The sequence below is a fragment of the Gloeobacter violaceus PCC 7421 genome (assembly GCF_000011385.1).
GTDB classification, from domain to species: Bacteria; Cyanobacteriota; Cyanobacteriia; order Gloeobacterales; family Gloeobacteraceae; genus Gloeobacter; species Gloeobacter violaceus.
Genome location: NC_005125.1, coordinates 2,139,903 through 2,153,877, shown reverse-complemented (window position 1 = coordinate 2,153,877; position 13,975 = coordinate 2,139,903). Strand labels below are relative to the sequence as shown.

Here is a 13,975-nt window from a genome sequence, read left to right as displayed (position 1 = left end):
TGGCCGACGCGCGCGGGTGGCAGCGAATCGGCCTGGATGAGCGCGAAAGCTGGGAGCCCGCGCCCGGCTCCCCGCCGATGATTCCGACCCTGGCGGCCGAACCCCGAAAACCGGCGCGCCCCCCGCTCCCGGTCCGGCGCGAGAGCCGGGAGGAACCGGTCGACGCGGTGATCGTCGGCACCGGTGCCGGCGGAGCGCCGCTGCTTGCCCGACTCGCCCAGGCCGGCCTGAAAGTGGTCGCCCTCGAAGCGGGAAACCACTGGGATCCGGCTGCGGACTTTGCCACCGACGAGCGCGAGCAAAACAAGCTTTTTTGGTTCGACGAGCGGCTGAGCGCGGGCGCGGACCCGCTCGCCTTCGGGCGCAACAACTCGGGCATCGGCGTCGGCGGCTCGACCTTGCACTACACTGCCTACGTCCCGAGGCCGCAACCCGACGACTTTCGGCTTTATAGCGACTTCGGTGTCGGAGAGGACTGGCCCATCGGCTACGGGGATCTCGAACCGTATTTCGACGAACTGGAATGCTTCCTGGGCGTCTCCGGCCCGTCGCCCTACCCGTGGGGACCGGCGCGGACGCCCTACCCGCTCGCCCCAATGCCGCTCAACGCCGCCGCCCAACTGATGGCGCGCGGCTGTGCCGCCCTGGGCCTGCGCACCTCACCCGCCGCCAACGCCGTCCTTTCAGCCCCCTACTTCCAGTCCGGCGTGGGTTGGCGCAGCCCGTGCACCAACCGCGGCTTCTGCCAGGCGGGCTGCACGACGGGGGGCAAGGCGGGCATGGATGTGACGTTTATTCCCCTGGCCCTGGCCCACGGGGCCGAGGTGAGAAGCGGCGCTTTTGTGACCCGCATCGAGACCGACCGGGCGGGCCGGGTCACGGGCGTCGTCTACGTCCGGGAGGGCCGGGAGGAGCGCCAGCGCTGTCGGACCCTTTTTTTGGCGGCCGGGGCCATTGAGACACCGCGCCTGCTCTTGCTCAACGGGCTCGCCAACCAGAGCGGCGAGGTCGGCCGCAACTTTATGGCTCACCCCGGTCTGCAGCTTTGGGGCCAATTTTCGGAGGCGACCCGGCCCTTCAAGGGCGTCCCCGGCAGCCTGATTTCAGAAGACACCCACCGCCCGAAGGACGCCGACTTTGCGGGCGGCTACTTGTTGCAGAGCATCGGCGTCATGCCCGTCACCTACGCGACCCAGACGGCGCGCGGGGGTGGGCTCTGGGGTGAGAAGCTCCAGTCGCACATGCACGGCTACAACCACACCGCCGGCATCAACATCCTGGGCGAGTGCCTGCCCTACGCCCACAACTACCTCGAACTGTCGGACGAACCCGATCAGCGGGGTCTGCCCAAACCGCGTATCCACTTCAGCAACGGCAAGAACGAGCGGCGCCTGCGCGACCACGCCGAAGCGCTCATGCGCCGCATCTGGGAAGCGGCGGGGGCCCAGGCCGTCTGGACTTTCGAGCGCAACGCCCACACCATCGGCACCTGCCGGATGGGCGCCGACCCCAAGCGGGCCGTAGTCGATCCGGAGGGCCGCGCCTTCGACGTACCGAACCTCTACATCATCGACAATTCGGTGTTCCCGAGTGCGCTGAGCGTCAACCCGGCCCTCACGATCATGGCGCTCTCGCTGCGGACGGCCGATCGCTTTATCGAGCGCACCCAGCGCGGGGAGTATTAAGTGGCACAGAGTTTTCTCGACCTCATCCGGGCGCGCTACGGCGACGGCGACTATCCGGGGGATCAGTACGGTGGGGCGGACGGGGCGGACGGCCGCGGGCTACCGACCGATAGCCCCCGCAACTTCATGTTTGCGACCGGCATCGAGTGCTCCTATCCGACCATCGAACACGGGCGCGTGCGGCGCGACCTGCTTGCCGAGTGCGGCCACTACCGCCACTGGCAAAAGGACCTGCACCTGGTCAAAGAACTCGGGCTCAACGTCCTGCGCTACGGCCTGCCCTACCACCTCACCCACCTCGGACCGGGGCGCTACGACTGGAGCTTCCCAGACACGGTAATGCGCGAAATGCAGGCGCTAAAAATCACCCCGATTCTCGACTTGCTGCACTTCGGCGTACCCGACTGGCTCGGCAACTTTCAGAACCCCGAGCTGCCCGTGCACTTTGCCGACTACTGCGCCGCCGTCGCCGAGCGCTACCCATGGGTGCGCTACTACACCCCCGTCAACGAAATCTACGTCACCGCCCGCGTCAGCGCCCGGGACGGTGTCTGGAACGAACAGCTCAAAAGCGACCGGGGCTTTGTGACCGCCCTCAAGCACCTGGTGGCGGCGAGCATCCTCGGCACCCAGCGCATCGCCCAGCGGCGGCCCGACCTCATCGTCATCCAGAGCGAGAGCGCCGAATACACCCACGAGGCGCGCGCCGAACGCACGCCGGAAGTGACCGTCGCCAACAAGCTGCGCTTTTTGGCCCTCGACCTCCTCTACGCTCACCCGATGGAGTCGGACGTGTGCATGTACCTGGCGGACAACGGCCTCACCCGCGCCGAGTACGACTGGTTCATGGCCGGTGAACCCCCTGGCTACCAAGTGATGGGCAACGATTACTACGGACGCAACGAGCACATCTTGCTGCCGGACGGCGGCAGGTGCCAGGCCGAAGACGTGATGGGCTGGTACCAGATCACCCGGGAATATTACAACCGCTACCGCAAGCCGGTCATGCACACCGAGACCAACGTCTTCGACGCCGAGAAAGCGCCCTGCTGGCTCTGGAAGCAGTGGATGAATATCCTGCGCATGCGCCACGACGGCGTGCCGGTGCTCGGTTTCACCTGGTACAGTCTTACCGATCAGATCGATTGGGACATCGAGCTTGCCGAGCAGCGCGGCACCGTCAATCCCTGCGGCCTTTTTGATCTGGAGCGCCGCCCACGGCCGGTGGCGCTCGCTTACCGGCAATTGCTCGAAGAATTTGGCCAAATTACCGTCGTACCCCACGGCGAACTGTTCGAAGTGACCGGCCGCGCGGCCAGTCTGAAGGTGGAGGTGTAGGCGCTTGGCACCGGAGGACGCGGCGATGCTCAAGGTACTAGAGCGGGGCGCGGGCGAGCCGGCGCTGGTGTTTTTGCATTACTTCGGCGGGTCGTCGCAGACCTGGCTCGCCGTGATCGAGCGCCTCGCGGACGCCGCACGCTGCACCACGCCGGACTTGAGGGGGTTTGGAGCCTCGGAGGCGGCGGGCCAATACGCGATAAGCGATTACACAGACGACCTCGAAAGGCTGGTTGGGGCGCTCGCCCTTACCCGGTACATCCTGGTCGGCCACTCGATGGGCGGCAAGATTGCCCTCGCCTTTGCCGCAAGGCAACCGGCCGGACTGCAATCGCTCGTGCTGGTTGCCCCCTCGCCGCCCAGCCCCGAACCGATGCCCGAGGCGGAGCGCTCCCGAATGCTCGACACCCACGGCGAACGGGCCGCCGCCGAGGAGACCGCCCGCAAAATCACCGCCAGACCGCTCCCAGGTCCACAGTTCGAGCAAGTCGTCGCGGACAACCTGCGCACTTCGGAGGCGGCCTGGCGGGCCTGGCTGCAGCACGGCAGCCGCGAGGACTTCTCCGACTCGATGGACAAGATCGCCCTACCCGTCCTCGTGATTGTCGGCGAGGCCGACCCGGTCCTCTCGCCCCGCCTGCTCGAACAGCAAGTCGTAGGCCGCATCGCCGGGGCACGTCTGGTGACGGTGCCCGACGCCGGACACCTGCTGCCCCTCGAAGCCCCCGAGGCAACGGCGCGACACATCCGCTCGGAACTGCGCCGTAAAAATCCAAGCGCCACTTGAGCAGGTTTTGGGTAGAGAACCCGATCGGTTTGTCGGGCGCAGACACTAACCTGTACCAACAGGTGTGCAAGCATGGACGCACATACCACAAGCCAAAGATTTACCACAAAAAACAAAATTTTAAGATTTACTACTGGCGACTAGTCAGGGCATCTTGCTCGGGTAGGATACCTCTGTGGTGCAGCCGGGAAGGTCCTAGCTTCCGGATCTGCCAAAGGAGTTTGTCATGTCGAATACCGTTCTTCTGCTTCCGGTACGGCTGGGGGCTGCCCTGGCGATCGTTCTGTGCACCGCTGCACCTCAAGTCTTGGCGCAACCGACGCTGCGCGCCCAACCCCCGGTCATCACCGAAGGAACGGGCGAGTCCATCCGCAGTTTTCGCACCGGCGTGCAGAAAATCGCTGCCGGCACCCGCGGCGATCTGATCGTCACCTTCGTAGCCGGCGGGCCGATTTCAGCGCTCACCGTCGAGGAGGGTAAGGCTGTGCAAATTCCGGTCTCAGGTCGCATGGGCGATGTCAAGTTGCCGAGCGGCTCGATGTTGCTCGGTGCGCTCAACCGGCTTGATGAAAAGCTGGGGCAATTTGTCTTCGATACGCTCGTCATCGAAAACCGCGTCTACAAAGTGCAGGCGATGAGCGATCCGGTGCCCGGCAAACTGCGGGCAGATCCCTACAGCCTGCAGACGGTCCAGGACGGCAAGGATCTGACCAAATCTTATGTACGCGAACGGCGGGGGGTGACCCAGGGCCGGACCACCAGCAGCGTCGGCCGCGCCACCGGCAGTATGGTTGGCGCGATCGGCGGCACCTGGGGATCCTACCGCGCCGGTTCGGCGATCGGGGCGTTGGGGGGCCTGATCGGGGCGCTGCAGCAGCAGGGTGCGGTCAACCAATCGACCGGCGAGCAAGAAGAAATTCTCGAGCGCGACATCCCGAGCGTGCTGGTGGCCGATCTCTCGCCGCTACAGAGCCTGTCGGTCGAATTTATGGCCGAAGTGGACATGACCCAGCCGCAGACGGAACTCTCGCCCGCCCACCTGCCCGGCCAGGCGGTGGTGCCCAACGCCGCAAGCACCCCGGCGATGATCTATCCGGTGAGCCCCGTCGGTCCGGCACCGGTCTATCCACCGGGGTACGGCTACAACAGCCCGTACCCGTACCCGTACCCGCCGGCGGGGGTCCCCTACCCACCCGCCGGAGTGCCCTATCCGCCCGCCGGGGTTCCCTACATGCCGGTGCCGCCTCTTTATCCGCGCTAAAAGTGCGGACGCGCTCACGGTTGGCCGGTGAGCACCGCCGCGTCGTCGATGATCAATCCGTCCTGGACGCGGATCATCCGGTGGGTTTGCCGGGCGACCTCCGGTTCGTGGGTGACGATCACAATCGTGATCCCGCCGTCGTTGAGGGCGGTGAGCAGGGCCATCACCTCCTCGCTGGTGCGCGTGTCGAGGGCGCCGGTCGGTTCGTCCGCCAGCAGTAGGGCCGGTTCGTTGACCAGGGCGCGGGCGATGGCGACGCGCTGCTGCTGGCCGCCGGAGAGTTGGCTGGGTTTGTTCTGCAGGCGATCGGCCAGACCCACCTGCTCAAGGACCGCCTCGGCGCGCCCGCGGCGGTCCGCTTTGGTGTAACCCGCGTAGACCATGGGCAGCATCACGTTTTCGAGGGCGCTCAGGCGCGGCAGCAGGTTGAACTGCTGGAAGACAAAGCCGATGCGACGGTTGCGCACCTCGGCCAGTTCGTCGTCGTCGAGGTCGGTGACGTCCCGGCCTTCGAGCAGATAGCGTCCGCCGCTCGGGCGATCCAGACAACCGATGATGTTCATCAGGGTCGATTTGCCGGAGCCGGAGACCCCCATAATCGCGGTATATTCCCCGGCGGCAATCGCCAGCTCGATGCCCCGCAGCACCGGCACGACCACCTCACCCAGGGTGTAGTTCTTGACGATGTTTTCGAGTCGAATCACAGCGAGTTGCTTCCGTAAGTGCCTTCTGCTTGATTGGACGCCGCGCGCCCCCGGTGGGTTTCGGTCGTCTGTAACAGACTGCCATCGGATACAGGTGGTGGGCAACCCCTGCCGCTATCATGCAAAGTAGCGACCCGGCCATTCGGTTTAGAGCGATGTCCGCCGTTCAACCGCAGCTCGAAGCACTGATCGATCAGCTCGACACGATCCGCTCCCACGCAGAGAGCCTCAAGCAACAATTCGCTGAGCACCTTCAGCACGTTCATCCCAACTTTGCCGACAGTGCCCACAATCTCATCGACTACCTCGCCCTGCGCCAGTTCGACCTGCGCGAAATTCAGGAGCAGTTGAGTGGTCTGGGCCTCTCGTCGCTGGGCCGCACCGAGGCGCACACCATGGCAAGTTTGAACGCCGTGGTGCAGGTGCTTGAGCGACTCGCGGGCAGCGGCGGCGAGGTCGTTTCTTTTGCGGACGATTATGCCCGGGGCCGGGATCTGCTCACCGCCCACACCGAGGTGCTCCTGGGACCGAGGCCCGCGACGCGCGCCACCCGGATCATGGTCACCCTACCCAGCGAAGCCGAAGGCGATTACCGGCTGTTGTGCGCTCTCATCCGGGCCGGGATGAATTGTGCGCGCATCAACTGCGTCCACGACAGCGAGACGGTCTGGGAGCGCATGGTGGGCAACATCCGCCGCGCCGAGCGGGAGGTGGGGCGCGCCTGCCGGATCTTGATGGACCTGGGCGGACCGAAATTGCGCACCGGACCGCTTGCCGAACCGCTCACCCTCCGCAAAGGTGAGGGGCTCGTCCTCTGCCGCGACGCAGAAGAGGGCCGATCTGCCTGCGAAGATTCCCCGGCGCGCGTGGTGTGCGCGGTAAGCGGGATCTACGGCGGTGTGCAGGTGGGCGAGGCGGTGCTGTTCGACGACGGCAAAATCGAGAGCGTCGTGCGCGGGGTAGCGCAGGACGAAATCCAGCTGGAGATCACCCGGGCCGACGACAAAGGCAGTCGCCTGGCCGCCGACAAGGGGATCAATTTTCCCGAGAGCCGCCTGAAGCTTCGGGGGCTGAGCGAACAGGATCTGGAGCACCTCGATTTTGTCGCCCGCCGCGCCGACATCGTCGGAATGTCCTTCGCCAATGAACCCGAGGATGTCTTTGCGCTGCAGGCGGCCCTGGGCGAGCGGGGGGCAGGACATTTGGGCATTTTGCTCAAGATCGAAACGCGCCGGGGCTTCGAGCAGTTACCAAGGCTGATCCTGGCTGCCATGCGCTCCTATCCGGCCGGGGTGATGATTGCCCGCGGGGATCTGGCGGTCGAGTGCGGCTGGGAGCGCACCGCCGAGGTGCAGGAGGAAATCCTCTGGCTGTGTGAAGCGGGGCACATGCCGGTGGTCTGGGCCACCCAGGTGCTCGAAAAACTGGCCAAAAAGGGTTTGCCCTCGCGCGCCGAGATTACCGACGCGGCGATGAGCCAGCGCGCCGAGTGCGTCATGCTCAACAAAGGCCCCCACATCGTGGAAGCTGTGCACTCCCTCGCCGACATCCTCTGCCGCATGCAGGAGCACCAGCACAAAAAAACCGCCACCCTGCGCAGCTTAAAAGTTTCCAACCTTGTCTAGAGTGCATGTGCCAAACGCCGCTGCCAAGCATCGGTATATTTGAGGGAGCACTAAGCCCCGAATGCGCGTGTACCCGCTCTACGAAACGGATTTCTACGCCTGGACGCAGCAGCAAATCGGTCTGCTCAAGGAGTGCCGGTGGGAACAGCTGGATGTCGCCAATCTCATCGAGGAAATTGCATCCTTGGGCAGAAAAGAGCGGCAGGAGTTGCGAAACCGGCTGGGTGTTCTGCTCGGACATCTGCTCAAGTGGCAGTTCCAGCCCGAGGGCCGCAGCAACAGCCGGCTTGCCACCATCCGCGAGCAGCGCCGCGAGATTGGCGAACTGCTGCGCGACAATCCCAGCTTGCAGCCGTACCTTGGCGAAGCGTGGCTTACAGTCTACGAGGGCGGTCTGGATCTAGCGGTCCGAGAAACTAACTTTTCCTACGGGGCGTTTCCTACGGTTTGTCCTTTTACGCTGGAACAAAGCCTGAACCCGGATTTCCTGCCAGGCAAGGAAACAACCTGACACTTCACACGGCTAAAGCCTCGGGATTCTCGGTTTATGAATTAAAGTTTTGAGCCGCGCAGCGTCTGGGCGTTGATGGCGACAATCATCGTACTCAGTGACATCAGCACCGCCCCTACCCACACCGGCAGCACGAAGCCCACACCGGCCAGCACCCCGCCGGCGAGCGGCAGGGAGACGGCGTTGTATCCTACAGCCCAGATCAAGTTCTGGACCATTTTGCCGTAGCTCGCTTTGCTAAGGGCGACGATCCTGGCGATGTCGCGCGGGTCGTTGCGCACCAGCACGATCCCCGACGTGGCGCGCGCCACGTCGGTGCCCGCTCCGATGGCGATGCCCACGTCCACTTGGGCAATAGCCGGGGCGTCGTTGACTCCGTCGCCGACCATCGCCACTTTCGCGCCTTCTTGCTGGAGTTGCCGGACTTTCGCGGATTTGGCCTGCGGCAAAACCTGGGCGAGGTACATGTCGATTCCCAATTCCCCCGCCACCCAGCGGGTCACCGGGTTGCTATCGCCGGTGAGCATCACCACCCAGATGCCCTACTGCCGCATCACGTCGGCCAGGGCGAAAGGCGGCTTGGGCCCGGTCCTCTTCGACAAGATAGACGACGGTTTGGCCTTGCTCGCCCCACCGGTGCGCCAGCCGCGACCGCTCCTCCGGCACCTGCACCCGGCCGCTTTCCAACAGCCGCGGCCCACCCACCCTCAGCACTTTGCCGCCGATCTCGGCCTGTACCCCCTGGCCGGGGATGGCGCTAAATTCGGAGACGGCGGGAAGATTCAACCCGATATCCAGGAGTACTGCGCCAACACCGGCGCGCTCAAACTCGTCGCCGAGCGGGCCGAGGGCAAGGCGGTGGGGCCAGTTTTGTCGAGAGCCGCGCCCGTAACCCCGAGGCGATTGAACTGGAGAAGCTGTTGCGCTTGGAATACTGCAGCAAGTTGCTCAACCCGAAGTGGGCCGAGCAGATGGCGGCGGCGGGTTCCGGGGGAGCGGTCGAGATGTCCTAGCGCTTCACGGCCCTGATTCGGTTGGGGAGCGATCGCCGATTTTTGCGACGGCTGGATTTACGACCAGGCCGCCCAGACTTATGTTCTCGATGCAGCGATGGCCGAGCGGCTGCGCCGCGCCAACCCGGAAGCCTTTCGCAACGTCGTGGGCCGCCTGCTTGAAGCAAATGGCCATGGCTTCTGGTAAGCGGATGCTGAGACTGCAGCAGGAGTATTCCTTAGCTGAGGACGCAGTAGAAAAAGTGTAGTACTACGTCTAAGGGCAGAGCATTTGACATAATCCAGCCAAAATAGGCTCGTAATCTTCGAGTGTCAGCGAGCCAATGAAGCGAAGAAGGCGGAGCCTATCCACACTGCGAACTTGATCGATTAAAACGACTGATTCTCGCGGTAAGCCACCTGTACCGGCAGCAAGTTTTGGGTAGAGCCTTGGGCAAGCAGCAGCCCAATTTTGTTCTCGACTGGTAGTTAACGGAACAACTATCAACATTGAGAAACGGGGTTCACCCAGCTGAGATGGTATACCGACGATAATTGCCGGTCGCTCTTCTTCTTGCTCGCGCCCTCGTGGCATATGTTTGGGAAATTGCACCACTACGATGTCTCTTATGCGAAGGGGTCTCCTCCTCATTATTCTTCGACCACTGGCCCTAATTCAGGATCAAAATACACAGGTTTACCAATTGTTTTTGGGTCAGTCTCCCCCCAGTCATATGGATCGTCATCAGCTTCGATTCGCACATCTTGCCTGGTAACAATCACTTGCCTGGATTTGACAAACTCAAGTAATTCTGGTTCAGACATGCTCAACCTGGTCACGATGTGTTGAACGGGAAGTGCGTTCTGCTCAGCGGCTTGTGTAAGTTCTCGACCGCTTGGCGTAGATGGGGTGAGTTTGGCCGATTCGAATCCCATTCCCGACATACCAGTAAACTGCTGAATAAATTTGCTGACGATATTCGAGTTGCCTTTTTGCCGTACCTTGGGCTTGGTTAACTCAGGATCATCTTTTACCAGAGAACTGTAAACGACTAAACGACAATTTTTATCAGCTGTCTTGTTTAACCGAATTCTTATCTTTTGACCAAGAGAAAGAAAATTTTGCCCAATTCTGGCTTCAACAGTTCCATTTTTTATGTCTAGAACCGTCAGCTTGGCATCTAGAACCGAAAGAGACTCTAAAGATCTACTAACTAGAACATCAAAGTCTGCTTCTACTTCGATCTCGGCTCGAGGTTCTAATTGAGATTTCGAAAGTGATACACCCGTGTAAATCAGGAAAGCTTGGACACCGAAAAGTAAAACAACGAATAGATTCTGTATTGTATTAGATAAAAACCAAATGTATAGGGCTGTAGCTGCCAGCACCCCGTACGATGCTGCAAGAGCATAAGCCAAAATATCCCCAAAGGTGAGCGGTTGATGTTCTGTATATCTCTGCTTGACACTCAACACCCTAAACAGCTTGCTGTCAATTGGTTGAACTCGTCTCTTTTTTTGGTTGTTTATTAACGATGTAACGATGGAGGTTAGGCTAGTAATTACGGCAACTAAAACCGCAGAATTAATTACCTGCTGCCATAGGCTTTGAGCTTCGCTAGGCATTAAGTAAGCTCACAGAGAAGATGAGTACATCACAATTATACTAATCTGGGCTCTGAAAAGGGTATTGACAGCACTCGGCAGTTGAGCATCCAGAGAACAAGCAAGTTTCACAGCGACTTGTTGCACAACTAGGCCCTCAAACCTGCGCCCTCAGTCCCACCACAGCCGAGCGGTTGCACCGAGCCAACCCGGAGGGCTATCGCAGCATCGTTGGCTGTCGGCTCGAAGCGAACGGCCACGGCTTCTGGCAGGTGAATCCCAACAAGCGCGCCTGGCTGCAGGCGCAGTAGGCCTGGCGGAGGATGCCATCGGAAACGTTTAAACCAAACTACGCCTCGAAGATCGTGGGTGTCTTTATCCCACGAAAGCGCGCATCATATGGGCAGGAACGGTACAGTTTGTGCCACACAGAAAGATCGGCTTCGGCTGAGGGATCGCCGTAAGCGTTCTTGAACGCCGAAACTTTGATCGCTTGCGCAGCGGCCTGAAAGCGTTGAATCGGCAGGGCTTGAGAAATCAACATCCGAGTATCCATCGCAATAGTGAGGGAAAGATCGATCCTTTCCATTTCTGGTAGGAATTTGACGCGTCTGCGTACCTCTATGTTGCTGGATACTCAGGCCCCTTCATCCGTCCCCAGGCTGAGTCGAACTGAATCTTTCCGGGCCGGATGTTGCGTTTGTTTGCGCCCTAGATATGTTCAGGCCGGATGCGGCGGATCGGAACGTTTGCGATGATTGCCGTCGAACCGCGCTCCCGTTCGAGGGTGACGTCGAACTTTTCATTCTCGTCGATCTCGAAGTAGCGCACGATCACATCGAGAATTTCTTTGCGGATTTGCTCGATAGTCTGGGGGGCAATTTCAGTGCGATCCACCGCCAGGACCATCTTGAGGCGATCTTTGGCGACGGTGGCACTGCCGGTCTTGTTGCGGTTAAACAGGCGTTCGAGCAGATCGAAGACCATCGAAATCTCCTCAGCGTCCGGTAAATAGGGCGCGCAAGCGGGCGATAAAGCCGTTGCTTGCAGGCAGCTTGAATTCCATCAACGGCACATCCTCACCCTCGAGGCGGCGGGCGATGTTGATAAAGGCCTGGCCCGCGGGCGGCGGACTGGCGGACAGCACGATCGGTTCGCCGCGGTTGGTGGTCGTAATCACCTGCTCGTCCTCGGGGACGACTCCGAGCAACTTCACCGCCAGAATCTCCAGCACGTCGTCCACCGACATCAAGTCGTTGGTCTGGGCCAGTTGCGGGCGGTAACGGTTGATCACCAGCCGCGGTTCGCCCACCCCCGCCGCACCCAATAGCCCAATCACCCGGTCCGCGTCGCGCACCGCCGAGACCTCCGGTGTGGTCACCACGATCGCCGTGTGGGCGCCCGAGATCGCGTTGCGAAATCCCTGCTCGATGCCCGCCGGACAGTCGATGAGCACGTAGTTGAACATCTCGGCGAGGCGACCGGTGAGGTCCTGCATCTGCTCGGGGGTGACCGCCGACTTGTCGCGGCGCTGAACCGCCGGCAACAGGGCCAGCCCCGGCTGGCGCTTGTCGCGCACGAGGGCCTGCTCCAGACGGCACTCGCCTTCGAGAACTTCTAGAATAGTATAGACTACGCGATTTTCGAGACCCAGCAGCAGATCCAGATTGCGCAGCCCAAAGTCGGCGTCGATGAGCACCACGGACTTGCCGCGGGAGGCGAGGGCCATCCCGAGATTGGCCGAGGAGGTCGTCTTGCCGACGCCGCCCTTGCCCGAGGTAATGACGATTACTTTGCCGCTCATGTTTACCACCTCCGGGCAAACTCCGTTGTAATAGCGATATGAATGGTGTTGTCTTGAATGTAGGCCACCTCCGGCTGCGGGGCGGCGGGCGGTTCGTCGGAGGCGCGCGCCACGCGATCGGCGATGCGCAACTGGATGGGCCTGAGGCGCAAGGCAAAAATCAGCGCCCGCGTGTTGCCGTGGGCACCGGCGTGGGCGACGCCCCTGAGGGTGCCCCACACGAGAATGTCGCCGTCGGCGACGATCTCTGCACCCGGGTTGACATCGCCTACCACGATCACCGTGCCGGGATGCACCAGGCTCATCCCCGAGCGCAGGGTCGTCTGCAGGTAGAGCGGTTCGGCCAGCCCGCGCAGGGCCGGGGGTTTGTCGGGGTTCTCCTCCGGAGGAGCCTCCTGCTGCTCGACGGACAGCCCGGCCACCGCCGCCGCCACCGCCGTCTGGCGACGCACGGTGCGCACCCGCATCAGGTGCAGCTGTTGGGCTGTGAGCATTTCGGTGACGGCCTGCAGTTGCGGGCCGTCCAGCAGGCGTTCGCCGACTTCCAAAATCACCACCGCCCCTCCCTGCCAGAGGCGCTCCCCGGCGTTGAGCCGGTGCTGCAGTTGCAGCACCACTTCTTCCCAGGGCAAAGCGACCGGGATGAGCAGCCGTAACCCTTCGAGAGTCCCCTTGAAGGTAACCTGGGTGGGGAGGGAATTGGGCAGAGTCTGCATGGCCGGGCGGCTTCTGGCAAGGGCGCAAAGGTTGCAGATTAGTGTAGCACGGGATATTGCGCCTACCGGGCCGCAGCCTGTGCTTCGCGGCCATTCCGGATCGATTTGATTTGATATGTACACTCTCAAACGTTTTGGTCAGCACTGGCTCAACGACGGGGCGGTTCTCGATCGCATCGTGGCCGCCGCCGGACTCGCCTGTGGCGATCGGGTGCTGGAGATTGGTCCGGGTCTGGGCAGTCTCACCGCTCGGCTGTTGCGCCAGGTCCCGGTGGTGGCCGTCGAAATCGACCGGCGGGCGGTGGCCCAGTTGCAGCGGCAGTTTGGCGGTGATAAGCGCTTCGTGCTGGTGGAGGGAGACATCCTGCGAGAAGCGCTGCCCGAGCCCGCGAACGTCGTGGTGGCCAACATTCCCTACAACATCAGCGGCCCGATTCTGGCGAAGCTTACCGGCAGTCTGGCACAGCCCATTCGGCGCTTCCGCACCATCGTGTTGCTGGTACAAAAGGAACTGGGCCAACGCATCGCCGCCCCGCCCGGCAGCCGCACCTACGGCGCGCTCTCGGTGCGATTGCAGTACCTGGCCGAGTGCGAACTGCTCTTTGAAGTCCCGTCCCACTGCTTCACCCCACCGCCCAAGGTCGATTCGGCGGTGATTCGCCTCACGCCGCGCCCTTTTGCCCTGCAGGCCGACGATCCGGCCCATCTCGACGCGCTGGTCACCCGCGCCTTCGCCACCCGCCGCAAGATGCTCAAAAATTGTCTCAAAGGCTGGGTCGAAACGGAAAAGCTCCTCGCTGCTTTTGCCTCGCTAGATATCAGTCCGGATGCCCGCGCTGAGGATTTGAGCGTTGAGCGCTTCGTGCAGCTGAGCAACCGTTTGGCAGAGAGTGACTATCCGTCGGGTGCGGCGCGTGGCGACCGACGTGCATAACCATAGAGCACAA

At 62.1% G+C, this 13,975-nt stretch carries 16 protein-coding genes and 1 pseudogene; 8 read left to right on the top strand and 9 right to left on the bottom strand.

All coding sequences use genetic code 11. The features are described from left to right. Positions 1-77: 77 nt before the first annotated feature. The 4 genes from GLL_RS10380 (at position 78) to GLL_RS10365 (ending at position 5,071) form a co-directional block, all read left to right on the top strand. On the top strand, positions 78-1,685 hold the full coding sequence (locus tag GLL_RS10380; RefSeq protein WP_011142002.1) for a GMC family oxidoreductase: 1,608 nt from the start codon (positions 78-80) through the stop codon (positions 1,683-1,685). Next, positions 1,686-3,023 (top strand): family 1 glycosylhydrolase, encoded by a 1,338-nt coding sequence (locus tag GLL_RS10375; protein WP_011142001.1) that lies wholly within the window; start codon positions 1,686-1,688, stop codon positions 3,021-3,023. 25 nt (positions 3,024-3,048) lie between these two features. Further along, positions 3,049-3,810 carry an alpha/beta fold hydrolase gene (locus GLL_RS10370; protein ID WP_164928911.1) on the top strand — a complete coding sequence of 254 codons (762 nt, stop codon included), beginning with the start codon at positions 3,049-3,051 and terminating at the stop codon, positions 3,808-3,810. A 226-nt stretch (positions 3,811-4,036) separates the two neighbouring features. Next, entirely contained in the window at positions 4,037-5,071 is a 1,035-nt protein-coding gene (locus GLL_RS10365) for a hypothetical protein (RefSeq protein ID WP_011141999.1), read from the top strand. A gap of 14 nt (positions 5,072-5,085) precedes the next feature. Here GLL_RS10365 and GLL_RS10360 read toward each other — a convergent pair whose 3' ends face one another. Next, on the bottom strand, positions 5,086-5,775 hold the full coding sequence (locus tag GLL_RS10360) for an ABC transporter ATP-binding protein (RefSeq protein WP_011141998.1): 690 nt from the start codon (positions 5,773-5,775) through the stop codon (positions 5,086-5,088). Positions 5,776-5,930: 155 nt separating this feature from the next. On the opposite strand from GLL_RS10360, the gene GLL_RS10355 reads away from it, so the two are divergent. Beyond that, the gene (locus tag GLL_RS10355) at positions 5,931-7,400 is read left to right on the top strand and encodes a pyruvate kinase (protein ID WP_164928910.1); all 1,470 of its coding nucleotides are present in this window, start codon (positions 5,931-5,933) and stop codon (positions 7,398-7,400) included. A 61-nt stretch (positions 7,401-7,461) separates the two neighbouring features. Further along, positions 7,462-7,911: a DUF29 domain-containing protein gene (locus tag GLL_RS10350; protein WP_011141996.1), complete on the top strand. Its 450-nt coding sequence runs from the start codon at positions 7,462-7,464 to the stop codon at positions 7,909-7,911. A gap of 41 nt (positions 7,912-7,952) precedes the next feature. Here the strand turns inward: GLL_RS10350 and GLL_RS22965 are convergent, their stop codons facing one another. Together GLL_RS22965 and GLL_RS22960 are read right to left on the bottom strand one after the other, a co-directional pair. Next, positions 7,953-8,438: an HAD-IC family P-type ATPase gene (locus tag GLL_RS22965; protein ID WP_197530166.1), complete on the bottom strand. Its 486-nt coding sequence runs from the start codon at positions 8,436-8,438 to the stop codon at positions 7,953-7,955. Then, positions 8,422-8,697 carry a hypothetical protein gene (locus GLL_RS22960; RefSeq protein WP_197530165.1) on the bottom strand — a complete coding sequence of 92 codons (276 nt, stop codon included), beginning with the start codon at positions 8,695-8,697 and terminating at the stop codon, positions 8,422-8,424. Before GLL_RS22960 ends, GLL_RS22965 begins: the two co-directional genes overlap by 17 nt. 3 nt (positions 8,698-8,700) lie before the next feature. Between GLL_RS22960 and GLL_RS23685 the strand changes: the two are divergent. Then, positions 8,701-9,108 (top strand): annotated as a pseudogene (locus tag GLL_RS23685) (cobaltochelatase subunit CobN); the annotation flags it as partial. A 72-nt stretch (positions 9,109-9,180) separates the two neighbouring features. Here the strand turns inward: GLL_RS23685 and GLL_RS23680 are convergent. From GLL_RS23680 to minC, 6 genes are all read right to left on the bottom strand, one after another. After that, positions 9,181-9,555 carry a type II toxin-antitoxin system PemK/MazF family toxin gene (locus GLL_RS23680; RefSeq protein WP_164928909.1) on the bottom strand — a complete coding sequence of 125 codons (375 nt, stop codon included), beginning with the start codon at positions 9,553-9,555 and terminating at the stop codon, positions 9,181-9,183. Beyond that, complete coding sequence (locus GLL_RS10330) at positions 9,555-10,529, bottom strand: hypothetical protein (RefSeq protein WP_164928908.1); 975 nt, start codon at positions 10,527-10,529, stop codon at positions 9,555-9,557. Before GLL_RS10330 ends, GLL_RS23680 begins: the two co-directional genes overlap by 1 nt. Positions 10,530-10,857: 328 nt before the next feature. After that, the gene (locus GLL_RS10325) at positions 10,858-11,097 is read right to left on the bottom strand and encodes a hypothetical protein (protein WP_011141993.1); all 240 of its coding nucleotides are present in this window, start codon (positions 11,095-11,097) and stop codon (positions 10,858-10,860) included. 122 nt (positions 11,098-11,219) lie between these two features. After that, a complete protein-coding gene (minE, locus tag GLL_RS10320; RefSeq protein ID WP_011141992.1) occupies positions 11,220-11,495 on the bottom strand; it encodes a cell division topological specificity factor MinE in 276 nt (91 codons plus the stop codon). A 10-nt stretch (positions 11,496-11,505) separates the two neighbouring features. Then, positions 11,506-12,312 carry a septum site-determining protein MinD gene (gene minD / locus GLL_RS10315; protein WP_011141991.1) on the bottom strand — a complete coding sequence of 269 codons (807 nt, stop codon included), beginning with the start codon at positions 12,310-12,312 and terminating at the stop codon, positions 11,506-11,508. Positions 12,313-12,314: 2 nt separating this feature from the next. Beyond that, positions 12,315-13,151, bottom strand: a complete 837-nt coding sequence (minC, locus tag GLL_RS10310; protein WP_011141990.1) for a septum site-determining protein MinC — start codon at positions 13,149-13,151, stop codon at positions 12,315-12,317. On the opposite strand from minC, the gene rsmA reads away from it, so the two are divergent. Then, entirely contained in the window at positions 13,144-13,962 is an 819-nt protein-coding gene (rsmA, locus tag GLL_RS10305) for a 16S rRNA (adenine(1518)-N(6)/adenine(1519)-N(6))-dimethyltransferase RsmA (protein ID WP_011141989.1), read from the top strand. The two genes, minC and rsmA, sit on opposite strands and share 8 nt — an antisense overlap. The last annotated feature ends 13 nt before the right edge of the window (positions 13,963-13,975 follow it).